The 21,253-nt window shown below is 70.2% G+C and carries 23 protein-coding genes; 5 read left to right on the top strand and 18 right to left on the bottom strand.

Going from position 1 to position 21,253, the window contains the following annotated elements:
* Window positions 1-2: 2 nt before the first annotated feature.
* The gene (locus ACFHW1_RS06570; protein WP_416615066.1) at window positions 3-1,031 is read left to right on the top strand and encodes a LacI family DNA-binding transcriptional regulator; all 1,029 of its coding nucleotides are present in this window, start codon (window positions 3-5) and stop codon (window positions 1,029-1,031) included.
* 57 nt (window positions 1,032-1,088) lie between these two features.
* Window positions 1,089-1,928 (top strand): GNAT family N-acetyltransferase, encoded by an 840-nt coding sequence (locus ACFHW1_RS06565; protein ID WP_416615064.1) that lies wholly within the window; start codon window positions 1,089-1,091, stop codon window positions 1,926-1,928.
* Window positions 1,929-2,210: 282 nt separating this feature from the next.
* Here ACFHW1_RS06565 and ACFHW1_RS06560 read toward each other — a convergent pair whose 3' ends face one another.
* The 3 genes from ACFHW1_RS06560 to ACFHW1_RS06550 are packed head-to-tail and all read right to left on the bottom strand — an operon-like array spanning window position 2,211 to window position 3,526.
* On the bottom strand, window positions 2,211-2,861 hold the full coding sequence (locus ACFHW1_RS06560; RefSeq protein ID WP_416553001.1) for a DUF998 domain-containing protein: 651 nt from the start codon (window positions 2,859-2,861) through the stop codon (window positions 2,211-2,213).
* A gap of 43 nt (window positions 2,862-2,904) precedes the next feature.
* On the bottom strand, window positions 2,905-3,222 hold the full coding sequence (locus ACFHW1_RS06555; protein WP_416552999.1) for a hypothetical protein: 318 nt from the start codon (window positions 3,220-3,222) through the stop codon (window positions 2,905-2,907).
* Window positions 3,209-3,526, bottom strand: coding sequence for a hypothetical protein (locus tag ACFHW1_RS06550; RefSeq protein WP_123600563.1), 318 nt, complete (start codon window positions 3,524-3,526; stop codon window positions 3,209-3,211). Before ACFHW1_RS06550 ends, ACFHW1_RS06555 begins: the two co-directional genes overlap by 14 nt.
* A gap of 141 nt (window positions 3,527-3,667) precedes the next feature.
* Here ACFHW1_RS06550 and ACFHW1_RS06545 point away from each other — a divergent pair, with 141 nt between their 5' ends.
* Together ACFHW1_RS06545 and ACFHW1_RS06540 are read left to right on the top strand one after the other, a co-directional pair.
* On the top strand, window positions 3,668-4,471 hold the full coding sequence (locus ACFHW1_RS06545) for a Scr1 family TA system antitoxin-like transcriptional regulator (protein WP_416552997.1): 804 nt from the start codon (window positions 3,668-3,670) through the stop codon (window positions 4,469-4,471).
* Window positions 4,468-4,650 (top strand): DUF397 domain-containing protein, encoded by a 183-nt coding sequence (locus ACFHW1_RS06540; protein ID WP_281553935.1) that lies wholly within the window; start codon window positions 4,468-4,470, stop codon window positions 4,648-4,650. The genes ACFHW1_RS06545 and ACFHW1_RS06540 overlap by 4 nt, the downstream gene beginning before the upstream one ends.
* 79 nt (window positions 4,651-4,729) lie before the next feature.
* On the opposite strand, the gene ACFHW1_RS06535 is transcribed toward ACFHW1_RS06540, so the two are convergent.
* From ACFHW1_RS06535 to ACFHW1_RS06515, 5 genes are all read right to left on the bottom strand, one after another.
* Window positions 4,730-10,291, bottom strand: coding sequence for an NACHT domain-containing protein (locus tag ACFHW1_RS06535; protein WP_416615063.1), 5,562 nt, complete (start codon window positions 10,289-10,291; stop codon window positions 4,730-4,732).
* Window positions 10,292-10,395: 104 nt separating this feature from the next.
* A complete protein-coding gene (locus tag ACFHW1_RS06530; RefSeq protein WP_416552992.1) occupies window positions 10,396-10,746 on the bottom strand; it encodes a hypothetical protein in 351 nt (116 codons plus the stop codon).
* A gap of 24 nt (window positions 10,747-10,770) precedes the next feature.
* Entirely contained in the window at window positions 10,771-11,199 is a 429-nt protein-coding gene (locus tag ACFHW1_RS06525) for a type II toxin-antitoxin system VapC family toxin (protein WP_416552990.1), read from the bottom strand.
* Window positions 11,200-11,201: 2 nt separating this feature from the next.
* The gene (locus ACFHW1_RS06520) at window positions 11,202-11,462 is read right to left on the bottom strand and encodes a ribbon-helix-helix protein, CopG family (protein ID WP_416552988.1); all 261 of its coding nucleotides are present in this window, start codon (window positions 11,460-11,462) and stop codon (window positions 11,202-11,204) included.
* A 181-nt stretch (window positions 11,463-11,643) separates the two neighbouring features.
* Window positions 11,644-12,330: an aldo/keto reductase gene (locus ACFHW1_RS06515; protein WP_416552986.1), complete on the bottom strand. Its 687-nt coding sequence runs from the start codon at window positions 12,328-12,330 to the stop codon at window positions 11,644-11,646.
* Between the two features lie 198 nt (window positions 12,331-12,528).
* Between ACFHW1_RS06515 and ACFHW1_RS06510 the strand changes: the two genes are divergently transcribed.
* Window positions 12,529-13,815 (top strand): S1 family peptidase, encoded by a 1,287-nt coding sequence (locus ACFHW1_RS06510; RefSeq protein WP_416552984.1) that lies wholly within the window; start codon window positions 12,529-12,531, stop codon window positions 13,813-13,815.
* 9 nt (window positions 13,816-13,824) lie between these two features.
* Here ACFHW1_RS06510 and ACFHW1_RS06505 read toward each other — a convergent pair whose 3' ends face one another.
* From ACFHW1_RS06505 to pcaH, 10 genes are all read right to left on the bottom strand, one after another.
* Window positions 13,825-14,181 (bottom strand): hypothetical protein, encoded by a 357-nt coding sequence (locus ACFHW1_RS06505; RefSeq protein WP_416552982.1) that lies wholly within the window; start codon window positions 14,179-14,181, stop codon window positions 13,825-13,827.
* Between the two features lie 442 nt (window positions 14,182-14,623).
* Window positions 14,624-15,196, bottom strand: coding sequence for a GNAT family N-acetyltransferase (locus ACFHW1_RS06500; protein WP_416552980.1), 573 nt, complete (start codon window positions 15,194-15,196; stop codon window positions 14,624-14,626).
* Between the two features lie 37 nt (window positions 15,197-15,233).
* A complete protein-coding gene (rnhA, locus tag ACFHW1_RS06495) occupies window positions 15,234-15,731 on the bottom strand; it encodes a ribonuclease HI (RefSeq protein WP_416552978.1) in 498 nt (165 codons plus the stop codon).
* An 11-nt stretch (window positions 15,732-15,742) separates the two neighbouring features.
* Window positions 15,743-16,360, bottom strand: a complete 618-nt coding sequence (locus ACFHW1_RS06490) for a hypothetical protein (protein WP_416552977.1) — start codon at window positions 16,358-16,360, stop codon at window positions 15,743-15,745.
* A gap of 62 nt (window positions 16,361-16,422) precedes the next feature.
* Window positions 16,423-17,229 carry an IclR family transcriptional regulator domain-containing protein gene (locus ACFHW1_RS06485; RefSeq protein ID WP_416615061.1) on the bottom strand — a complete coding sequence of 269 codons (807 nt, stop codon included), beginning with the start codon at window positions 17,227-17,229 and terminating at the stop codon, window positions 16,423-16,425.
* Between the two features lie 29 nt (window positions 17,230-17,258).
* The gene (pcaC, locus tag ACFHW1_RS06480) at window positions 17,259-17,738 is read right to left on the bottom strand and encodes a 4-carboxymuconolactone decarboxylase (protein ID WP_416615060.1); all 480 of its coding nucleotides are present in this window, start codon (window positions 17,736-17,738) and stop codon (window positions 17,259-17,261) included.
* Window positions 17,716-18,534 carry a 3-oxoadipate enol-lactonase gene (pcaD, locus tag ACFHW1_RS06475; protein WP_416615059.1) on the bottom strand — a complete coding sequence of 273 codons (819 nt, stop codon included), beginning with the start codon at window positions 18,532-18,534 and terminating at the stop codon, window positions 17,716-17,718. The genes pcaC and pcaD overlap by 23 nt, the downstream gene beginning before the upstream one ends.
* On the bottom strand, window positions 18,534-19,928 hold the full coding sequence (gene pcaB, locus ACFHW1_RS06470) for a 3-carboxy-cis,cis-muconate cycloisomerase (RefSeq protein ID WP_416615057.1): 1,395 nt from the start codon (window positions 19,926-19,928) through the stop codon (window positions 18,534-18,536). Before pcaB ends, pcaD begins: the two co-directional genes overlap by 1 nt.
* Entirely contained in the window at window positions 19,903-20,490 is a 588-nt protein-coding gene (gene pcaG / locus ACFHW1_RS06465; protein WP_416552967.1) for a protocatechuate 3,4-dioxygenase subunit alpha, read from the bottom strand. Before pcaG ends, pcaB begins: the two co-directional genes overlap by 26 nt.
* A complete protein-coding gene (pcaH, locus tag ACFHW1_RS06460; protein ID WP_416552965.1) occupies window positions 20,487-21,233 on the bottom strand; it encodes a protocatechuate 3,4-dioxygenase subunit beta in 747 nt (248 codons plus the stop codon). The genes pcaG and pcaH overlap by 4 nt, the downstream gene beginning before the upstream one ends.
* Window positions 21,234-21,253 lie beyond the last annotated feature (20 nt).

The raw sequence follows: 21,253 nt of genomic DNA, 5'->3' as shown, positions 1-21,253 counted from the left end.
CCGTGGCCGGAACCGAGCGTAACCGGGCCCGCCTCGAGCGGGCCCGCCCCACTATGGACGACGTCGCCGCGGTCGCCGGGGTGTCCCGGGGGACCGTGTCACGGTGGCTCAACGGCGGACACAACGTCAGCGGCCCGGCCGCCGAGGCCGTCGAACGGGCCGTTCGCAAGACCGGGTACGTGGTCAACCAGCACGCCCGCAGCCTGGTCACCCAGCGGTCCGACTCGGTGGCGTTCATCCTGTCCGAGCCGCAGGACCGGCTCTTTGAGGACCCGAACTTCAACGCCCTGCTGCGCGGCTGCACCCAGGCGCTGGCCGAGCGGGACATCACCCTGCTGCTGACCATCGCCGGTACCTCCGAGGACCGCAAACGGGTCGGCCGCTACGTCACCGCCGGCCACGTCGACGGCGCGCTGCTGGTCTCCACCCACGCCGGCAGCCCGCTGATCGACGAACTGAAGGGGCGGGGCCTGCCGTTCGTGGTCTGCGGCAAACCGCTCGGTCACGAACGCGACGTCAGCTACGTCGCCGCCGACGACCGCGACGGCGCCCGGCAGATGGTCTCCTATTTGCGCTCCCGGGGGCACCGGACGATCGCCACCATCACCGGCCCGCTGGACACCCCGGGTGGGGTCGAGTGCCTCGCCGGCTACCACGACGTGCTTGGCGACACCGACCCCCGGCTGGTGGTCACCGGCGACTACACCCGGGCCGGGGGAGAGGCGGCGATGGAGCAGCTGCTGCGCCAGGCCCCCGACCTCGACGCCGTCTTCGTCAGCTCCGACCTGATGGCCGCCGGGGCGATCGCCGCGCTGCACCGGGCCGGCCGCCGGGTGCCGCAGGACGTCGCGGTCGGCGGCTTCGACGACTCCGAAGTGGCCACCGCGTCGCTGCCGCCGCTGACCACCATCCGCCAGCCGCTGGGGCGGATCAGCGCCGAAATGGTCCGGCTGCTGCTCGGCCACCTGGCCGGCGACTCATACGCCGCAGTGATCCTGCCGACCGAACTGGTGGTGCGGGGCAGCGCCTGACCCCTGGTGCCCGGATCGGGTCTGCCGGGCGGCATCGGATCTGGCAGGCTGGTAACTGTGCTGACGGTGCCGGTGCGGCAGCTCGGGGAGACCGAGCGTGGGGCGGTGGAGCGGATCCTCGACCTCGACCCCTATGCCGCGCCGCAGGTCGCGGAGCGGATCGCCGCGCGCGGACTGGCCTGGTGGCGTACGGACGGCCGGGTCTTCGGCTACGGGCCCCGCCGCCAACTCGAGTCGCTGTGCTGGCTCGGCGGGCATTTGACCCCGGTGCACGCCTCGCCGGCTGCGGTCGCGGCGTTCGCCGACCGGCTCGCCAACGAGGAACGGGTCTGCTCGTCGATCGTCGGTCGGGCCGATGCCGTACTCGGGCTGTGGGAACGAATCGGCGGGCAGTGGGGCCCGGCCCGGGAGATCTGCACCGACCAGCCGTTGCTGATTGCCGACCGGCCGCCGGCGGTGCCGGCCGACCCGGGGGTGCGCCTGGTCCGGCCCGACGAGATCGACCTGCTCTTCCCGGCGGCGGTGGCCATGTACACCGAGGAGGTCGGCGTCTCCCCGGTCGCCGAGGACGCCGGGCGCGGCTACCGGCGGCGGGTCGCCGAGCTGGTCCGGGCCCGTCGCACGTACGCCCGGATCGTCGACGGCACGGTGGTCTTCAAGGCCGAGCTGGCCGTCGTCACCCGGCACACCGCGCAGGTCCAAGGAGTCTGGGTCGATCCGGTCTGGCGCGGCCGGGGGCTGGCTACCCCGGCGATGGCGGCGGTGGTCCGCGACGCGCTGCGCCGGATCGCCCCGACCGTCAGCCTGTACGTCAATGACTACAACACCGCCGCCCGCCGGGTCTACGACCGGTGCGGGTTCCGCCGGGTCGGCTCCTTCGCCACCGTCCTGTTCTGACGGCGGCCGTCCGGTCGGAGTCGGACGCGCGGTCCCGTCACCGGCTCGGGCTGGTCGAGAGCTAGACGAGCGACACCCGGTAGAGCCGGCCCACGGTGGCACACGGATCCGGGGTCACCCGCGCGGTGGTACCACCAGGACGGCCAGTACGCCGACGAGCACCGTCCAGCCGGCGGTGGCCAGCCACCTGGGCACCGACAGGAACCGCCCGGCGTCGGACGGGTGATCGGCCGGGCCGACGCCGGGCGGGTGGTCGCCCGATGCGCCGGGTGGTGAGCGTGCTCATCTGGTGGGCCGGACCGGCGGGATCACGTAGTTTCGGCGATCGGAGTAGGTCGGGTCGCGGGTCACCTGCCCTGCCGTCGCCACGCACCACACCACGATCAGTAGCAACAGCAGCCGCTCCAACGTGCCGACCAGCAGCCCGCCGCCGACCAGCAGCATGCCCAGCCCGACCGCGGCGGACAGCGGCAGCGCGGCGGCGGCCCCGAGCAGCGCCAGCCGACGCAGCGGGTAGGTCGACACCGGCGACCAGAACACGGCGATCATCGCGAAGACGCAGCAGGCGACGGCGACGATGCTGGCCCCGCCGTGCACCAGGTCCGTCACGGTGACCGGATCGTGCGGCGGCAGCGGGCAGCCGTCCCGGCAGGAGACGGTCGCCGAGACCGTCGTCGCGCCGGCCGCCGCGACCAGCAGCCAGGCGGCGGCGCGGACCGGGCGCAGCGCCCCGGCGAGCAGCAGCAGGCTCACCGCCAGGGCAAGCAGCCCCGACTGGTACGCCACCACGGAGCCGCCCTCGCCGACCCCGGACTCGCTGACGTACCCGCGCAGTCCCGGACCGGGACCGGCGACCACCGCGACCGTCACGGTCACCGCCCCGCCGACCGCGCCGACCGCCGCCCCGACCGCCCACCACCTGGTACGCCTCACCTGCTTACGGTGTCACGTGGTCCCGGCTCACGTGGTTGCGGTGTCACGTGCGCCAGCCCGGGTCGGTGTACCCACCTGCCGGATGTGCCGGTGGTGCCGGCCGGTGGTGCCGGACCGGCCGGATCACCGCCCCCGGTCGCAGCAGCGCCACCAGCCGGGCCTGGATGTGTCGGGTGACGCCGTCCCGGCCGTCGTAGTTGATCTGTGCGCCGATCAGTTGCACCCATCGGATCCCGTCTTCGATCGACACGTCGCCCACGTGCTGCACCCGCAGTCGAAGCGCGCCGATCCCGTACCGGTAATCGGTTTCCGACATCTTGATCACGTCGCCGACCTCGACCGGAAGATCACTGTTGCTCATTGTCGTCCATCCTTTCGGGCACCATTTCCGGTGGTTGCAGGCCGTGTAGTTGCAGTACCGCGCGGACCCTTCTGGCCGCCGGATCCCGGTGCCGGTCGAGGTAGGCCAGTGCCTTACGGAACGGCCGGCAGTACACCTGCCCGCACGGCAGGCAGCCGTCGTTGCGGCGGGGCATGTGCCGGGTGACCAGCCGCCGGGCGTGGGTGATCACGTCATCGTGTGCGGTGGTGTGCTGCGGGCCGGCGTTGCCGGGCAGCCGGCGTAGTTGTCGCGGTAGTCCGCCGATCCCGTCGTTTCTCGGCATCCGTTCACCTCCCTGGTGGAGTGTCGAGTCGAAATTCCCTCCGCTCCACCCTGGACTTCTCCAGCCGCTAAGCGGAAGATAGGTCAGCGGCAATCCGCACCCATCTACCGGACAATCACCTGTATCCGAAAGGTGTGCACCGTGAATACACTTCCGGAAATCCTCCGTCAGCTGCGCAGCGAGCGCTCCGTCACCCAGGATCAGGTCGGTGAGGCGATCCTGGTCTCCGGCTCGCTGATCGCCGCCTTCGAGCAGGGCCGGCTGGTCCCGCAACCGGACACCGCCGCGCGACTGGACGAGTTCTTCGGCTCGGGCGACCGGGTCCGCAAGGCGGCGGCCGAGGCGGCCGAGGCCCGTGAGCTGGAGCGGGAGCGGCGCAGGATGGCCCAGGCGGTGTGGTTCCGCCCGTGGGCCAAGCTGGAGGAGTCTGCCACCGCCCTGCGGTACTACCAGTCGTCTCTCGTTCCCGGCCTGCTGCAGACCGAGGAGTACGCCCGGTCGGTGCTGGACAGCGGCCTGCGCAGTCAGCGCGAGGTCGACGAGCTGCTCGCCGTCCGGATGGAGCGCCAGTCCGTCGTGCTGGGCCGCGAGGATCCGGCGATCTGCGTGTTCATGATGGACATGGCGGCGCTGCGCTCGGCGCACCCGGCGATGGCAAAGGCACAGTTGGAGCGGCTGCTGGCCGAGTCGGAGCGCCACCGGACCTTCGTGCACGTGGTGCCGGACGGAGTCGGCATGCACATCGGCCGGTCGGTGTCGTTCGTGCTCGCCTCGCTCGACAACGGCGCACTCGCTGGATACATGGAGGATATTTTCGAGGGCCGGCTGGTCACCGAGCCGGCGCGGGTGACCGGGCTCGATCGGGCGTGGCACACTGTCAACGCGCTCGCCCTGAACGCGGCCCAGTCCCGGGATCTGATCCGGCAACAGTTGAGGGAGCTATGACCACCGAGCCGATGTGGCGCACGTCCCGCCGATCGAACGCCTCCGGCGGTGACTGCGTCGAGGTCGCCGACAACCTGCCCGGCCGGGTGCTGGTCCGCGACTCCAAGGACCGCACCGGCGGCACCCTGGCCTTCGACCCGCCCGCCTGGTCTGCCTTCGTCGCTACCGTCAAGCGCTGAGCCGCACCCCGCCGCCGGGCGTACCTCCGAGCCCGCCGCCGCTCGCCGGCTACCAGGCAGCAGGCCGGGCCCGGGCGGGCTATGACTGGTCTCCCTGTTGGGGAATCCAGTCTGAGCCGTTGGAGATGGAGGCTACGGATCGGTGCAGCCGGCGGCGGGCGCGCGGGTCGAGGTGGTCGCCGTCGAGCGTCTGGAGCGCGTCGCGGGCGGTGCACTGGTGTGAACGCGCCGTCTTGGCCAGGGCTTCGGCTGCCCATCGCCGGTGATCGAACAGGCTTTCGTCGTTGGTGATCACCGCGAGCAGGCGGCGGGCGCAGGGGCCCGCTTCCGCGAAGTCCACCTCGGGGATCGCGGCCAGCGCCATGAACCGCACGTACGGATGTGCTGCCGGGTTGTCGGCCAGTTGGCGCATCGTCGTCGCGGCGGCTGCGCGGTCCGCCCAGACTCCCGTGCTGCCGAGTGCCCGCGCGGCGGTCAGGATCGTGTAAGGCTTGGCACCCGGCAGCGCCAGCAGCTCTCGCATGCGCTTGGACGCCGACGGCTCCCGTGGGCATAGGCGAACGGCCGGCTCCGGACCGTCGGTGCGCAGCACCGCGACAGCTGCTGCCAGGCGATCGTCCGGGGCGGCGTCCAGTTCCAGAAGGCGTGCCCGGGTCTCCGCGCGCCGTGGTCCGGGCGCGTCGAGCAAGGTCTGACCGGCGAGCACCCGGAGGTAGCCGGGCGTGCCTGGGCTGTCCAGCAGGTCGTGGAGCACGTCGTGTGCCGGCCGCGCGGCGGCGCCCGATCCGAGGCCTAGCAGGATGGTGGCCGCTCGGATTCGGACGAACGGGGGCAGGCCGGCGTCGGCGGCGATGCCGGTCGCCTCGGTCACCACTCTGCGTACGGTGTCCGGGAGCATCCGCGCCAGCAGGGCGAGCAGCTCGGCCTGGCGCACTGGAGTGAGACCCGAACGTTCGAGGATCTCTTCCGTCGCCAGGCCAGCGCGAAGTCGCTGGACGGGTGTGCCCGCAGCCAGCGTTTGCACGATCTCGATGACGGTGCCGAAGGGGGTGTCGCTGGCGGTCAGCAGCGCGAGGAGTTCGGTGAGGGGCTCGTCTTGCTCGGGATCGATAGTCGCTATGGCCAGTTGGACGGTGGTCCGGGTAGTAATGCTGTCAGCGGCGGTCAGCATGCTGCGGAGCCGGTCAAGGGTGTCCGCCGTGGTGCCCGGCACCTCGTCTGCTCGCCGCACCAGGGCGGCGCAGCGGTCAGCCAACGACAGCCGGTCGTCACACGACTCCGCGAGGAACGACAGGTCGGCGTGCCGGAGCCCGTGCGGACCGCCGTCTTTTGCCAGGATGGCTCGGGCCTCGCGGCGGCGGTGCCAGGTCTCCTCGCTGTCGCCGACGACCGCCGCGATCGCCGCGCCGGCCTCGGCTCTGCTGTGGACGACCTGGTAGAGCAACCGGGCGGCGTCGATCGGATCGATCGGTGGTGGCACAAGGTCGTCATGCGGCGGGCACAGCGCGGCATGAAGTACTTCTACAGCGGGTACGCGGTGCGCTGGCGACAGGTCGAGTTGCAGTTCCAGAACCTGGGCTCGGTCCTCTGGCGTGGCGGCGGGCTCGTCCAGGATCCGCTGGATGCCGGTCAGCGCTGCGGAATCCTCCTCCGGGAAGGCCATGACGGCGGTGGTGACCGCCGCCGTTGTCGGCGGCCGGGCAGCCAGGGCGGCGCGGACCGCCGTTTCGGCACCGTCGATGCGGGCCAGTCGACGGCCGGTCTCGGGTGAGACGTAGCCGCCGAGGGGATATGGCCGCGTCAGCGATCGAAGAAGTAGGTCACCGATCGCCTGTTGCACGGCCGTGTCGCGCCCCCACTGCGAGCGGAACAGTATCTCGGCTGTGCGTTGGGCGTCGTAGACGGAAGGAACATTGGTCCACAGCAGATCGTCTGACAGCCGCAGAGGGGGAACGTGCCGGTCGTCCCCGTGGCGCAGGAGTGCCTGGAGCGCCTGTACCCGGTACTCGATCGGCTCGTACCGGTCGGAGAAGAACGACAGCAGCCCAGCGCGGTACCGGCCAGTTCCGTTCGTCTCGGTCTGCGCTAACCAGGCAAGGGCACCGATGCGGTTATGGTTCAGGGCGTAAACGTCGGCAGCGGCCGGCTCCAGCACCTGAGCGGCATCGGCCACCGCCCGGTTCTCCGCGAGCTTCATTGCGATCCAGCGGCGATCTTCGAGGTCGTTGGTCCGCTCCGACAGCATGTCCCGTAACAGCGACAGCCACCATGTCATCCGCTCAGGTGCGCGCTCGATGAGCCCTGGGATCATGTCAACCCGATCAATCAACGCTATGTGCGGATCTCGTGCGTATGTCTCCATGGCCCCGAGAGCGGGAGCGTGTCGGCCCACCAGGTTGCTGTAAGCATTGAACAGCCACCACCGTTTTGAGGGTGGGACGTGGATATCGAGCAAAACTTTTGTCGCGGCTGTGCGGTGCGTGGGATGGTCTATCAGATAAAGTGCGGCATTGAGACGTTCTTCCACCCGTGTCGACGACCCAATCATCAATCCGTGGAGCAATGACTCGACAGTCGGGTCAAAACCACGAGCCACGCGAGTTTGGTGTGCTACTGTGCGCACTGTATCATCGGGAAGATCGACCTCAGGGCTCGCAAGAATCCGTTTAATATGCCGATCGAACTCGGCGGCGACGGGTAGAGAACAGTCTCGGGACAGTGCGATAAGGCTTGATATCTCCTCGGCCTTCCATGAGCGGCCGGCGGCAACCCGCAGGACGACATCCGCATCGGGCTGAAAACGAGGGTCCAGGTCGACGGCTGAAGCTCGGATGCGGGATACGGCGGCGGTATCAAGCGTTGATTCACCGGTCAGCGTTTCGACCGCGTTCGCGATCCGATCCCGCAGATCACGTTCGATCATCCGCGAGGACCAAGCTGAAACGGTGCCTCTGGGCGACCTTCCGATGTCACGCAGTGCGCGGCATACTGCTTCGATCACCTCGGGCCAGTGGTCCTCGCCCACTCGTGCCAGGTTCACGGCAGCCTGCCTGCGGATGTAAGGACTCACATCGTCAGCGGATGACAGGTGGCGCAGACACCGGATCCCGTCCGGGCGATACTCCGGCCCCAACTCGGTCAACAGCCGTGCGGCCTGGATGCGCTCGTCGTCATCGATGTTCATTTCAGAGAGAAAATACCCACAGCGACCAGCGATTTCGGCCAGGCAGATTTGGTTGACGGCGAGCATGGTCTCCGCTATCTCGGTCAGCTCGTAGACGTTGAGTTCCGGCTTGTCGAGGGTGACGCGAAGCTCGGCGAGGATCAGCTGACGGGATGCGTCGTCCCACTCGGCAAGGGCCTCCGCCGCCACCTGTCGTTGGGACGGTTGCGCGGCGACATCGCCGAGGGTTTCCCGCATGACCTGGAGCGCCCGGTCCCTCGGGTCGCCCTCCCGGTCGATGAGGTGGCTCGCGACGTCGACCCGCTGCGAAATGGTGCCGCTGGCCGTCGTCAGTGCGTCCGCGAGCAGCCCGGCGAGCTCCGCCTCCTGGGTTGAGCCGATGTTCTCCAGGGCGATCACCGAGGTTAGCCGCGCGGTCAACGAGTCGCCCCCGCCTGCCTGGGCCAACAGTTCTGCCTCCAGGGCTGGCCGTCGTGAGCGATCCCGGTCGGCGAGCAGGGCGGCTAGCGCGGCCCACGCCGCCGAGCCAGGCTCCGCGATTTCGAGGTGTCGGGCGAGCCAGCCGACGAGGATCGGCGTGACCGGAAATCGGCGTAGTGGGGCGACCAGTTCGACCGCCCCGGGCGGTGAAGCCCTCCACAGCTGGTCGGAAAGCGAGTCCAGGCAGGCGGCGAGCTGCCGGTCGGAGGCTGCGGCACCCTCGGCGACCAGCCGCACCGCGGCGGCCCGGTGGGCGGCCCCGCCGCTGAGCAGCCAGCTCAGCAGGTCCCCGTCCTCTGGATGGAACCTGGTCCACCTGATCAGCACCGCCATCGCGCCCGGCTCGTTGCGGACGGCGAGGTGCAGCGCGCGGCGCCATCCCGTGTCGTCCGCGTCGAAACGGTCCGGCAGCTCGGCGGCGAACCGCCGGGCGGCGAAGTGCTCGGCGAACGTCAGGTGGATGAAGTCCGGTCCTGCATCCCGGCGGCTGAGCAGTCCCGTGCTGAACAGCACCTCGGAGACGAGTTCCGCCATGTCCTCGGGCGGTCTGCCGCTGACCGGACCGGCCTCGCGGCGCAGCCACTCCATCGCGGTCAGGACCAGCGAGCGGCGGCTGCGCACCCGTACCACCGCGAGCTCCTCGACCAGATCGTCCGTGCGGTCGCAGAGCGCGGCGACCAGTTCGGAGTTGTTGCGGTCACCGTCCATTGCGGCGGTCAGCGCAGTGCGGGCCGAGTTGCGGCGGGCCGCGTTGTGCTGCCGGAGCCAGTGCAGGCAACGCTCGTAGAGGTCGTGGCGGTTGCGTGGCAGGCGGGAGTCGGGATCGTCCGCGTACACGTTGATCGCGATGGTCGCCATCAACGGCACCGCCGCCATTTCGTGCAGGCCGGCTGACGCGACCTGAGACAGGAAGCCAGCGGCCTGGTCGGCGCCCTCCGGCGACGGACCGAACCAGCGGTGGGCGAACTCGGCGAGCATCCGTCGGTCGAACGGCAGCAGTGTGTAGTGGCCGATCGCTCCGGCGCCGAGCATCGCCGTGGCGTGCCCGACCAGCGGCCGGGTCGTGATCAGCAGACGCCACGGCCGATCGGCGGCGGCCGTCCATCCGGACAGCACCGCCATGAAGGTCTCCCGCTCATCGCTGGGGACCTCGTCCAAACCGTCGATCACTATCAGCCACTCGGTGCCGTCGACCGGACCGGCGAGCAGCGCCGGATCGACCGAGTCGCGGGCGGCCATGCCGAGGCCCTGCGACGCGGCCGCCGCCAGTGCTTCCGGCCACTTCCGGCCAGCGTGGGCGGCCAGCGATCGCGCCGTGACCAGCAGTGGCAGTAAAGGCTTCGCGGTCAACCGGCGCCCGTGCTCGTCGGCGTGCAGCCAGGCCCTGGCCAGCTGACGACAGATCTGCGCTGCCGTTGTCGACTTGCCGGTGCCGGGACCGCCCTCGATCAGCAGATGACGGTGCTGGTCGAAGACCTTCTCCAGCGGCCGGCGCACCGGGATCACCCGGGGGCGCTCGTCGAACGGAAGGAACAGCCGCTCGTCGGCGAAACGGCTCAGCCGGCGCCGCCGTTCGTCGGCGCGGCTCTCGGCGGACTGTGGCTGCTCCACTCGCTGCTGAACGTAGACGGTGGACACCTCGTTCCGGCGGTTGCGCAACAGCCGGCTCGGTGACCGGTCGGCGGCGGCCTCGATGTCCTGGAGCAGCCGCCACACGTCGTCGCGGAGCGGACGGCGGCCCCAGGCGGTCCGCTGCCTCCGAGTCCGCACCGGTGACGTAATCGTCCGGCCCTGACGCACAGCGATTACGGCCGCGCCGAAGGCGAGGACCCCGATAAACATCGCGACGACGCTCGCGAGCTGATCGGCGCGCTCCAGGCCGAGGCGGCTGAGGATTACGGCGAGGCCGCCCAGGAGAAGTGCGGTGAGGGCCAGGATCCCGGCGGCGATGAGTCGTCCGGACGAGGGGGTTCGCACTCGGTCATCATCCCAAGCGAACGCACCCATCAGTGTCCGTCACTGAGCAGCAGCGCGGACCGTACGAATGATCCACTCCATCAGCCGTATAGCGGCGGCGGCGATCAGCGACCTTTGTCCTGGCGGCTGCGCGCCAGGAGGTAGCCGACGTAGGCTGCCAGCGCCACGGCTGCCAACGCCGCAGGCGGGCCGATCAGCGCGCCAGCCCGCTCACGGGTGCCCATCACGGCTCCGAAGGAGCGGTCAGCCATCACCGACCAGCGGGACCGCCAGGACAGAGCCGACCCGATCGAGAGCGTGGAGCCGACGGACAGCACCGATCCTGCGGAGCCGACGCTGCCGACGGAGGCGATCGAGCCGACGCTGCCGATGGACAGCACCGAGCCATGGGATCCGATCGACAACAGCGAGTCGGTGGACCACAACGACAGCCATGACGAGCCGGTAGCTTTCATGGGGGGAGTATGCGCCCCCTGCTTTCACAGGTCGTCGGGCAGGACCCGGAACGCCGTGTGCCCGCTCAATGGACGGATGGCCCGAAAATCCCGGCGATCCAGTGTCAACACCGCATCCGTCTCGTACTGCTCGGCAACCACGACATTCACGGCGTCCGTGAGATCCAGGCGCAGTGCTGCGTACCGCGACTGGACGGTACGGGCTCCGCGCAGCACGGTCGCGGTCACTTCCGGGACCAGGACCCGCAGGTTCCGCTCCTGCCCCAGCAGCCAGTCCTGCACCGCGTAGGCCGTCCGGCGGTCCACGTTCCGAGTGATGATGTGCTCGATCTCACCGAACACCAATGGCGAGATCACCGTCGCCGACGCCTCGGCAAAGGCCCTGCGCGCAGTGGCATGCTCAGGATCGTCAATGTTGAACGCCGCCACCAGCCCGGACGTGTCCCCGACCACGATCATGCAGCGTGGCCGGACGAGCCGTACTTGCGGTCCTCGGCTTCCGCCACCGCCGCTCGCACATCGTCGTCACTCACCGGCCCGCCGAAACCGAATTCCGGTATGTCCCAGTCTCTCGACCAACGACGCGCCCGCAGCGCCGCGATATGGAACGCCTCCCGGAAGTACTCCGACTCCGGGCGCCCCTCCCTCGCGGCAGCCTCCTTGATGATCCTCAGGTCGTCTTCGTCGACCATTACTGTCGTCTTCTTCAAGGCCATATGGTTATGGTACCTCCACCACCCATCCGGCAGACCCGGCTGCCAACCGTCACGACGATCGGCGCTGAACCCGTCACCGGTCACCGGTCAGCTGCGTGGCGTGGTGCGGCTCGGCGGCCGCCGGAGGCGCGTCCGGGCCGTCCCGTACGACGTAGACGTCCTGAAGGTGTGACAAGCTCAGTCAGTTGCCGGTGCCGAGGTTGGCCATCATCGCGGCCGGGTAGCGGTCGCCCCGTGCCGAGCCAGCCGGGACGGCCTTCTCGATCTCGGCCAGGTCGTCCGCGGAAAGTGCCAGGTGGGCGGCGGGCAGAGCCTCGGTCAACCGATTGCGGGTACGGGCGCCGACGAGCGGGACGATGTCGCCGCCCTGGGCTGCCACCCACGCGATCGCCAGCTGGGCCACGGTGCAGCCCTTCTCCTCGGCCACCCGCCGCAGCGCCTCCACCAGGGCCAGGTTGTGTTCGACGTTGTCGCCCGAGAACCGTGGCATCCGGCTGCGGTGGTCACCCGGTCGCGCTTCGGTGTTCTGCCAGTGGCCCGAGATAAGGCCTCGGCTCAGGACGCCGTACGCGGTCATCCCGACGCCCAGTTCCCGCAGCGTCGGCAGCACGTCGGCCTCCACCCCGCGCGAGATCAGCGAGTACTCGATCTGCAGGTCGGCGACCGGGTGCACGGCGTGCGCCCGGCGGATCGTCTCAGCACCCACCTCGGACAGTCCCACGTGCCGCACGTACCCGGCTTCGATCATGTCCTTGACCGCGCCCACCGTGTCCTCGATCGGCACCTCCGGGTCCAGTCGTGCCGGCCGGTAGATGTCGACGTAGTCGACACCCAGCCGGGTCATCGCGTTGACGAAGACGAGGAGCATGATCCTGATCGGCTGCGAGAAGTCGCGCGGCCGGGTAGGACCCGCGAAGCAGGCGCCAGATGACCCGGCCGGCAGGGCCGCACGAGGTCTGTCTGCAGCCCGACCAGCCTCGATCAGTAGATCAGTTGAGAGGTTTGAATGTATCGATAACTGCCGGTAAGGTCGTGCTTGCATGTCGTTACCGAGATGGGAGCATCTGTGAGCAAGATCAGAAGCATCCTGGTAGGGGGCGTCATCGTCGCGTTGGTCGCAGCCGTGCCTGCGCCAGCCTCGGCAGAGCCTGGGAAGTCGGAGGTGTCTGACATCGCGCCGGCGATAGAACCGGCCACAGACGAAGCGCACAAGTACGCCCAGCTCTTCGCTCGCCAGGAGAAACTCAACGATGCGGCTGACGCCATCCGGGTGGCAGCCGGCGACCTGGCTCTGTCGGGTTTCGCTGGTGACCGAGTTGATCCCGCCGCCAACACCCTGACTGTTTACTGGCACGGTGAGCTGACAACGGCGGTCGAGATCGTTATCGCGAAGGTGCGCCGGGCTGGAATTGACGTCGAGGTGCGGGCCGCAGCCTACTCGCTGCACACCCTCGAAAAGGAGGCTGACCGTCTCGCGGGACAACAGTTCTCGTCTGGCCACGTCGTGCTCGTCGGCCCGGCCCCGGACGGCAACAGCCTTGAAGTCGGTGTCACACTGGCCGACGGCGACAGGCGCGCATCTACCGATCTGCGCCAGGTGTCTGACGAGCTAACCGGTAGCGTGAAACTGGACGTGTCGCTCGAGTCGCCCGCCGAGTTTACGACCCGGTTCGCGGACACCCAGCCCTACTGGGGTGGCGCGCTCATCCTGAATGGCGGTGCCTGTACCTCAGGCTTCGGTGTACGAGGCAACAACGGCGCAGCCCGCTACCTGCTCACTGCGGCGCATTGCGGTGCTGGGCAATGGCGAACGGGCAACGGCACCGTGATCGGCAACACCCTCTCCAACACGACGGTCGAGTACGACGGCATGCTGATCCTCACCAACGCTGGCTACAGCGTGTACGAGGGCCCATCCTTCGCCAGCGGCGACACCAACACGGGTCGCAACATCAGCGCTGCGTCCACCAACCACGTCGGCAACCTCGTCTGCTCCGGTGGATCCTTCTCCGGCTCCGCCTGCGGCTGGACCGTCCAAGCGCTCAACCAGACCCTCACGCCCATCGGCGGACCCACGATTCGAGGCCTGGTCCGAGCTGAGGGCGCGAACCGCGTCGCCGCTGTCGGCAACGGCGACAGCGGCGGCCCGGTCTATGTGCAGTCCGGCAACAGCGGCACGGCCCGCGGCATCATCAGCCTACGCTCGGCGAACCGCGACGAAATTGTGCCCTGCAGCGGAGTACCCAGCGGAGACATCAACGATCCCAACTCCCGGCAATGCTCGTGGAAGTGGTGGTACGTCGACATCAACGAGCAACTTTCCCGGCTCAGCGTGAACTTCCTCACCCCCTGACATTATTGTTCAGCTACTGGTCGGTCCGGACGGAATTCCGTCCGGACCGACCGAGAAAGGCGCGAACTCAGCCGAGCCCCGTTCCACCACGATCGGCTTCCGATAATGGTCAGATAGTCTCTCCGCCTCACCTGCTGCCCCATCCACCGTCATCACCAGAACAGCTGAGCCGTCGGGCGACGGACCCGCGCCGGAAACAGCGATACCTTCGCTGCGCCAGTACTCCACATCGGCCATGACCTGCTCGGTCAACACCAGCATCTCCTGCTCCGAGAGCCGGGCGTCCGCGAATCGGATTTCGACGTTGGCGAACTGATTTCGGACCACCACGTCGAGATCGCTGCCCGGCTTACGATAGACGGTCATCGTCCCGGCGGACTCATCCAGTATGATACCCGCATACCATCGTGCGTACCTTGTGCGCAGCAAATCCTCTACCTGCTCCGCAGCTTGGTCAGGCCTGGCCCCACCAACGTCGTCTCCCACGGCGCACCCAGTAGCGGCCAGCACCACGGCGACAACCAAGGCCAAGATTCTAGTTTTGCTGGGCACTACGCTTCTCCTCACTACACGAGTACTATCTCTCGCATTCGACGCTGCACGGGCTGCCCGGGTTCCCGTCCTGCTGCATCCCATGGGTCCTCGCATGGGGACGGTGAGCGCGCGGTGGGTCGGCGGATTGAAGCAGGCACAGAATGTCTTTGTCGACCATCACTGTTGGCATTACGTCGTCGGACACACCCTGGGCTCCCGGAAGCCGGCACGGACACGTCGCTGACAGCCTGAGCCGTCCGGCCGGCGATCGACGTCACAGCAGATCGAGCCGCATGAGCACCCGCGCGAACCCGGCGAGCACCGAGGTGGTGTCGGCTGCCTTCACGAAACCGGCGTGCTCGAAGACCGCGCGGGTCCCTACGTAGGCCATCGTGAGGTCCACCTTCTCGCCACGGTTGTCGACGGGGTAGCCCTCGATCGCCGGTGCGCCGCGCTCGCGGGCGAAGCCGACGGCACCGGCGAGCAGGTGGTGCACGATACCCTGCTTGCGGTGGCCCGGCCGTACCCGAAAGCACCACACGCTCCACACATCGAGATCGTCGAGGTGCGGGATTCGCCTGTTGCCGGCGAAGCTCGTGTCGGCTCGCGGGTGCACCGCCGCCCAGCCGACGACCTCGTCGCCGTCATAGGCGAGTACTCCGGGAGGGGGATCGAGCCCGATGAGTCCGCGTACCCGCTCACCGCGCATCGGCCCGCGCAGCTGCAGATTCTCCTTCGAGCCGATGCGGTAGCTCAGGCACCAGCACACGTTCGCGTCCGGTCGCTTCGGGCCGACGACAGTCGCGACGTCCTCGAACACCGTCGCCGGGCGGACTTCGATCGTCATGACGCCTACCCTGCCACCGTCCACCGACACACGGCGGTCAGCTGCGGCGCGGTGTCGCTCGGCGGCGCGGCTGCGGCACCGGCGGCACCGGGACGCCGGCGGCCTCCAGGGCCTCCCGCTGACCGCGAGCGGCGAGCCGGTCGGCGCGCTCGTTCTCCACGTGGCCGGAGTGGCCCTTCACCCAGTGCCAGACGACCTCGTGGTGACGGGTGACGGCCGCATCGAGCTCCCGCCACAGGTCCTCGTTCTTGACCGGCTCGCCCGCTTTCGTACGCCAGCCGTTGCGTTTCCAGTTCGCCATCCACGACATGACACCGTTACGGACGTACGTGCTGTCGGTGTAGAGGTCGACGGCGGATGCCCGGGTCAGCGCGGCCAGTGCCCGGATCGGGGCGGTGAGTTCCATCCGGTTGTTCGTGGTCGGGCTGGCCTCACCGCCGCACAGTTCCTTCTCGGCGTCGCCGTAGCGCAGCAGGGCACCCCAACCGCCCGGCCCCGGGTTGCCGCTGCACGCGCCGTCGGTCCAGATCTGCACCCGTGTCGTCCTCAGCCCCGCCACCCGGACAACCTACTGGTCGGCTTCACCGCGGTCGTCCCGGCATGGACGTTTTCCTCCAGTCGGAGAGTCCGCTCCGGCGCGGCCTGCCCCACCTGCTGACCGGGCACGACGTCGCGGTCCGGGGTCAGCGCCAGCGAGCGCCGCAACGACGCGGTCGAGCACAGCCCGACGAGCCCGGCCGCCAGCGCGCCGTAGAGCGCCTCGATCATCGACCGCTGCGGCAGCAGGACGACCTCCAGCAGGATCCATCCGCCGAGCGCGATGCCCGCCAGTCCGGTGGCGGCCCACGACCAGTGCCGGCCGGTCACCCGTTGCACCGGGGCAAGCCAGCGCCACCGTGGTCTGCGCAGCAGCCCGAACGCGCTGACCAGCGAGCCGAGCCCGAGACCGAGCCCCAGTACCAGGCCGGGTAGCCGCCAGGTGTCGACCAACGGCAGGTCGTGCAGCCATTCCGTACGGACGAAGTCGTTGCCGTACGGGTACAGCCACATCTCCACGCCACCGCCGACCGCCGTGACGCCGACGAAGATCAGCAGGCCGGCCGCCACCCGTACCGTCCACGGGCGGGCCCTGGTCGGCCCGGAAAGCTCGGTGGTTGAGCCCATACCTCAACGGTGGCCGGCCGGCCCTGCGCTGGCATCGGGCCGAAGGTCCCGGGACGCGGCGGTCAGGCGCCGGGCAGGCGGGTGGCGCGGCCCGGTGCGGCGATCCGCAGATCGGCTTCGATCTTGGCGGCGGTGGCCAGCAGGTGCGGCAGCAGTTCGCGGCGGATCGACTCGACGGTGTTGCGGCTGGCGTGCACCGAGATGTTCACCGCGGCGACCACTTTGCCGGCCCGGTCCCGGATGGGTGCCGCCACCGACCGCAGGCCCTCCTCCAACTCCTGGTCGACGATGGCGTACCCCTGGGCGCGGACCCGGTTCAGCTCCGCCCGCAACGCCGCCATGGTGTGGACGGTACGGCCGGTGAGCCGGTCCAGCCGGCTGCGCTCCAGCCGGATGATCGCCTCTTCCTCGGGCAGGTGCGCCAGCAGCACCCGGCCGACGGAGGTAGCGTACGCCGGGAACCGGGTCCCGACATTGATCGACACCGTCATGATCCGCGACGTCGGCACCCGAGAGACGTAGACGATCGAGTCGCCGTCCAGCACGCACACCGACGACGACTCGTGCACCTGGGCGACCAGCCGTTCCAGATGCGGTTCGGCGACCTCGGGCAGCGAGATGCTGGACAGGTAGGCGTAGCCCAGCTCCAGCACCCGGGGGGTGGGCGAGAACATCCGCCCGTCGGTGCGGACGTAGCCGAGGTCGACCAGGGTGAGTAGGAACCGGCGGGCGGCGGCGCGGGTCAGGTCGCATATCCGGGCCACCTCGCTGAGTGTCAACTCAGGATGCTGGGCGTCGAAGGCGCGGATCACGGCCAGGCCACGCTCCAACGACTGCACGAAATGAGCTTCCCGCCCATGCTCGCTCATGATTCTCCTGAGGTGATGGTCGCCGAACCCTAACCGGGTTCCACCGTGCCCGGATCCGCCGATGATCTTGCTTCGCTGTCGGGGATCCGACCATCCGGTTCCGGGTTCTCGGCCAGCACCTGCTGTGCCACCGCGTACGCGCTGTTCGCGGCCGGCACACCCGCGTAGACCGCGGTGTGCAGCAGCACCTCGTTGATCTCCTGTGCGGTCAACCCGTTGCGCAACGCGGCCCGCACGTGCATCGCCAGCTCGTCGGTGCAGTGCAGGGCGGTCAGTACGGCGAGCGTGACGCAGCTGCGGGTCCGCCGGTCCAGCCCGTCGCGGGTCCAGACGCTGCCCCACGCGTACCGGGTGATGAAGTCCTGGAAGTCGGCGGTGAACTCGGTCGTGTTGGCCACCGCCCGGTCCACGTGCGCGTCGCCGAGGACCGCCCGGCGTACCGCCATCCCGGCGTCGTACCTCGGATCCGACGACGGCGGTGCGGTGTCAGCCGGCGGGTCGGTCGCCATCGCCGGTCACCTCCTGTCCGGTGAGATGCGTCAAGATCAGCTCGGAGACCTGTTCGGCCTGCTCCACGCTGGCCAGGTGCGCGGCGTCGTCGACGATCCGCAGGGTGGCGTCGGGGATGCCGGCGACGATCGTCTCGCTGTGCGACGGCGGGGTGGCCGGGTCGTCGGCGCCGCCGATCACCAGGGTCGGTGCGGTGATCCTCGGCAGCAGCCCGGTCAGGTCCATCTGTCCGATCGCGACGCAGCATCCGGCGTACCCCTCGGCCGGGGTGGCCGCGATCATCGCGCGGGCGGCAGCGAAGACGTCGGGGCGCCGTACCGCGAACCCGGGGGTGAACCAGCGGGCCGCCACCGTGTCGGCCACCACCCCGGTGCCCCCGGCCCGCACCGTGGCCGCCCGGTCGGCCCACGCCTGCGCCGGGCCGAGCAGCGCCGAGGTGCAGCAGAGCACCAGCCGGTCGACCCGGGCGGCGGCGTGTCCGGCCAGCCACATCCCGGTCATCCCGCCGAGGGACACCCCGGCCACGTGGACCCGGTCCAGCTCCAGACGGTCCAGCAGGGCGAGCACGTCGGCCCCGAGATCGTCCAGACTGTACGGACCGGGCGGTACCGGGGAGCGGCCGTGCCCCCGGGTGTCGTAGCGCAGCACCCGCAGCCCGGCACCGGTGAGCACCGGCACCTGCGGATCCCACATCGCCCGGGTGCTGCCCAGCGAGTTGGCCAGCAGCACCACCGGCGCACCGTCGGGTCCGACGATCTCGTGGTCGACCGCCACCGGATGGCTGTCGGTGGTCATCAGCGGTCCTCCTGCGTCGGTCGGCTGCGGTGGTCGCGCAGCGCCCGGTCGATCAGCTCGCCGTACGCGCCGAGGTAGCCGGCCGGGTCGAGCAGCTCGTCCAGCTGTGCCCGGCTGAGCACCGCGCTGACCTGCGGGTCGGCTGCCAGCCGGTCGGCCAGCCCGGCGGCGGGCCCGCCGCCGGTGACCGCCGCCTTGACGATCTCGTTGGCCCGGTGCCGGCCGAGCTGCCCGGCCAGTGCCCCGCTGACCCGCTCGGCGAGCAGCGCCCCGCCGGTCAGGTCGAGGTTGGCCCGCATCCGTACGGCGTCCACCCGCAGCCCTTCCAGGCAGGTACGCAGCCAGTAGGCGGCCGAGCCGACCGACTCCAGCAGGTTGCGCAGCGCCCGCCACTCGGCGTGCCAGCCGCCGGCCGCCCGTTGGTGCTCCTGGGTCATCGCGGCCAGCAGGGTGGCGACCAGGCCGGGGGCCTGGCCGGCGCAGGCGACGGCGGTGACGGCCGCGACCGGGTTGCGTTTGTGCGGCAGGGTCGACGATCCGCCGGGGCGTTCCTCGGCCAGCTCGGCGATCTCGGTCTGGGCGTGCAGCGTGACGTCGCGGGCGATCTTGCTGATGCTGCCGGCGGTGCCGCCGAGCACGCCGGCCAGGTCGGCCAGCCGGCTCCGGTCGGTGTGCCAGGGCAGCTGCGGGGCGGCCAGGTCGAGCTCGGTGGCGAGCCGGTCGACCAGGGCCGGGCCGTCGGCGCCGAACGCGGCGAGGGTGCCGGCGGCGCCGCCGAGCTGAACGGCGGGGGCCTCGTCCCGGACGGTGCCCAGCCGGCGGACGGCGGTGTCCAGCGCGGTCAGCCAGCCGGCGGCGACCAGCCCGAAGGTGGTCGGCAGCGCCTGCTGCAGCAGGGTCCGGGCGGGCAGCAGAGTGTCCCGGTGCGTCTCGGCCAGCCGGGCGGCGGCCGAGGCGGCCCGCCGCACGTCGTCCAGCATCGGGCCCAGCGCCCGGCGGACCACCAGCATGGCGGCCGTGTCCAGGATGTCCTGGCTGGTGGCCCCGGCGTGCACGTACCGGGCGGTGTCCGGCCCGACGGCGGCGCGTAACGCGGCGACCAGCGGCACCACCGGGTTGCCGGCGCTGGTCGCACCCGCGCCGATCGCCGCCGGGTCGAACCGGTGGTCGCGGGCGGTGGCGGTGATCGCCGCGGCGGCCGCTGCCGGCACCGTGCCGCAGGCCGCCTGGGCGCGGGCCAGCGCCGCCTCGGCGTCGAGCATGGCACGCAGCCAGGCCCGGTCGTCGACGGCGGCCCGGACCCCGCCGGCGGCGAGCAGCGGGTCGAACAGACCGACCGGCGCGGGATCGTCGATGGTGGACTCCGGGTCAGACGGCGAAGAAAACGGTTTCATGCTCGCCCTGCAGTCGGATGTCGAACCGGTAGCCGTCCGGCTCGGCGGTCGCGATCAACGTGCCGCGTCGGGCCTGCGGCAGCCCGGCCAGCACCGGGTCGGCGGCGTTCGCCTCGACCTCGTCCGGGAAGTAGATCCGGGTGACGACGCGGTGCAGCAGGCCACGGGCGAACACCGACACGGCCACATGCGGGGCCTGTGGCCGCCCGTCCGGGCCGGGCACCGGCCCCGGTTTGCGGGTGCGTACCGCCCACTCGCCGGTCTCATCCGTGGGGCAGCGGCCGAAGCCGCGGAACCCGGCCACCGCGCCGCGCGGATCGTCCGGATGGTCGAACCGGCCCTGCGGGTCGGCTTGCCAGGTTTCGATCAGACCGTCCGGCACCGGGTCGCCGGCGCCGTCGAGGAGCCGGCCGCGCAGCCAGATCGCCGCCGGGTCGGTCTCGTCGACCACGAACGGCCCGTCCGGCCAGGGCAGACCGATCCCCAGGTACGGCCCGACGGTCTGCGCCGGGGTCAGCCCGGTCTGCTGGTCCCAGTCCGCCGCGGTCACGCTGGTGGTCACGATTCCTCCATCGGGGTCGCCTCGGTGCCGCGCAGCACGATGTCGAACCGGAAGCCGAGCGCCCACTCCTCGACCGTGTTGGCCAGGTCGAAGCTGGCGATCAGCCGTTGCCGGGCGGCCGGGTCGGGGATCGAGTTGAAGACCGGGTCGTAGGCGAACAGCGGGTCGTCGGGGAAGTACATCTGGGTCACCAGCCGCTGGGTGAAGGCCCGGCCGAACAACGAGAAGTGGATGTGCGCCGGCCGCCACGCGTTGAAGTGGTTGCGCCACGGGTAGGCGCCGGGCTTGATGGTGACGAACCGGTAGCGGCCCATCGAGTCGGTCATCGCCCGGCCGACGCCGGTGAAGTGCGGATCGAGCGGTACGTCGTGCTGGTCGAGCTTGTGCAGGTAGCGCCCGCCGGCATTGGCCTGCCAGACCTCCACCAGGGTGTCCGGCACCGGCCGGCCGTCGCTGTCGCGGATCTGGCCGTGCACGACGATCCGCTGCCCCTGGGCTTCGCCGTCGCCGCTGCGGCTCAGGTCCGCGTCGGCTGCGGTGACCCGGCCCTCGCCGAGCAGCGGGCCGGTGATCTCGGTGAGCGTCTGCGGGAGCAGCACCGGCGACTCGGCCGGGGCGCGCAGCACCGTGGACTTGTAGTCGGGGGAGAGCAGCGGCGGATGCACGGCGGTGTCGTCGCGCCGGTAGCGCGGCAGGAGCAGCCCGCCGGGGCGGTCGGCCTGTACGGGCGTGGTGTCGGGCATGGCGGTGCCTCCTTGGATCA

Source organism: Micromonospora sp. LOL_014, assembly GCF_048060245.1.
Taxonomy (GTDB): Bacteria; Actinomycetota; Actinomycetes; order Mycobacteriales; family Micromonosporaceae; genus Micromonospora_E.
The sequence above is the reverse complement of the archived record's forward strand: the minus strand, read 5'-3'. Positions and strand labels throughout refer to the sequence as shown.

What these genes read in the sequence shown, in the direction of transcription:
- ACFHW1_RS06555 (WP_416552999.1), bottom strand. Translation starts at nt 3,222, where the DNA reads ATGAGCAACAGTGATCTTCCGGTCGAGGTCGGCGACGTGATCAAGATG.
- ACFHW1_RS06540 (WP_281553935.1), top strand. Translation starts at nt 4,468, where the DNA reads ATGACCACCGAGCCGATGTGGCGCACGTCCCGCCGATCGAACGCCTCC.
- pcaB (WP_416615057.1), bottom strand. Translation starts at nt 19,928, where the DNA reads ATGAAACCGTTTTCTTCGCCGTCTGACCCGGAGTCCACCATCGACGAT.
- pcaD (WP_416615059.1), bottom strand. Translation starts at nt 18,534, where the DNA reads ATGACCACCGACAGCCATCCGGTGGCGGTCGACCACGAGATCGTCGGA.
- pcaC (WP_416615060.1), bottom strand. Translation starts at nt 17,738, where the DNA reads ATGGCGACCGACCCGCCGGCTGACACCGCACCGCCGTCGTCGGATCCG.
- ACFHW1_RS06515 (WP_416552986.1), bottom strand. Translation starts at nt 12,330, where the DNA reads ATGCTCCTCGTCTTCGTCAACGCGATGACCCGGCTGGGTGTCGACTAC.
- ACFHW1_RS06530 (WP_416552992.1), bottom strand. Translation starts at nt 10,746, where the DNA reads ATGAAAGCTACCGGCTCGTCATGGCTGTCGTTGTGGTCCACCGACTCG.
- ACFHW1_RS06490 (WP_416552977.1), bottom strand. Translation starts at nt 16,360, where the DNA reads ATGGGCTCAACCACCGAGCTTTCCGGGCCGACCAGGGCCCGCCCGTGG.
- ACFHW1_RS06520 (WP_416552988.1), bottom strand. Translation starts at nt 11,462, where the DNA reads ATGGCCTTGAAGAAGACGACAGTAATGGTCGACGAAGACGACCTGAGG.
- ACFHW1_RS06550 (WP_123600563.1), bottom strand. Translation starts at nt 3,526, where the DNA reads ATGCCGAGAAACGACGGGATCGGCGGACTACCGCGACAACTACGCCGG.
- ACFHW1_RS06505 (WP_416552982.1), bottom strand. Translation starts at nt 14,181, where the DNA reads ATGACCGTCTATCGTAAGCCGGGCAGCGATCTCGACGTGGTGGTCCGA.
- pcaH (WP_416552965.1), bottom strand. Translation starts at nt 21,233, where the DNA reads ATGCCCGACACCACGCCCGTACAGGCCGACCGCCCCGGCGGGCTGCTC.
- ACFHW1_RS06485 (WP_416615061.1), bottom strand. Translation starts at nt 17,229, where the DNA reads ATGAGCGAGCATGGGCGGGAAGCTCATTTCGTGCAGTCGTTGGAGCGT.
- ACFHW1_RS06500 (WP_416552980.1), bottom strand. Translation starts at nt 15,196, where the DNA reads ATGACGATCGAAGTCCGCCCGGCGACGGTGTTCGAGGACGTCGCGACT.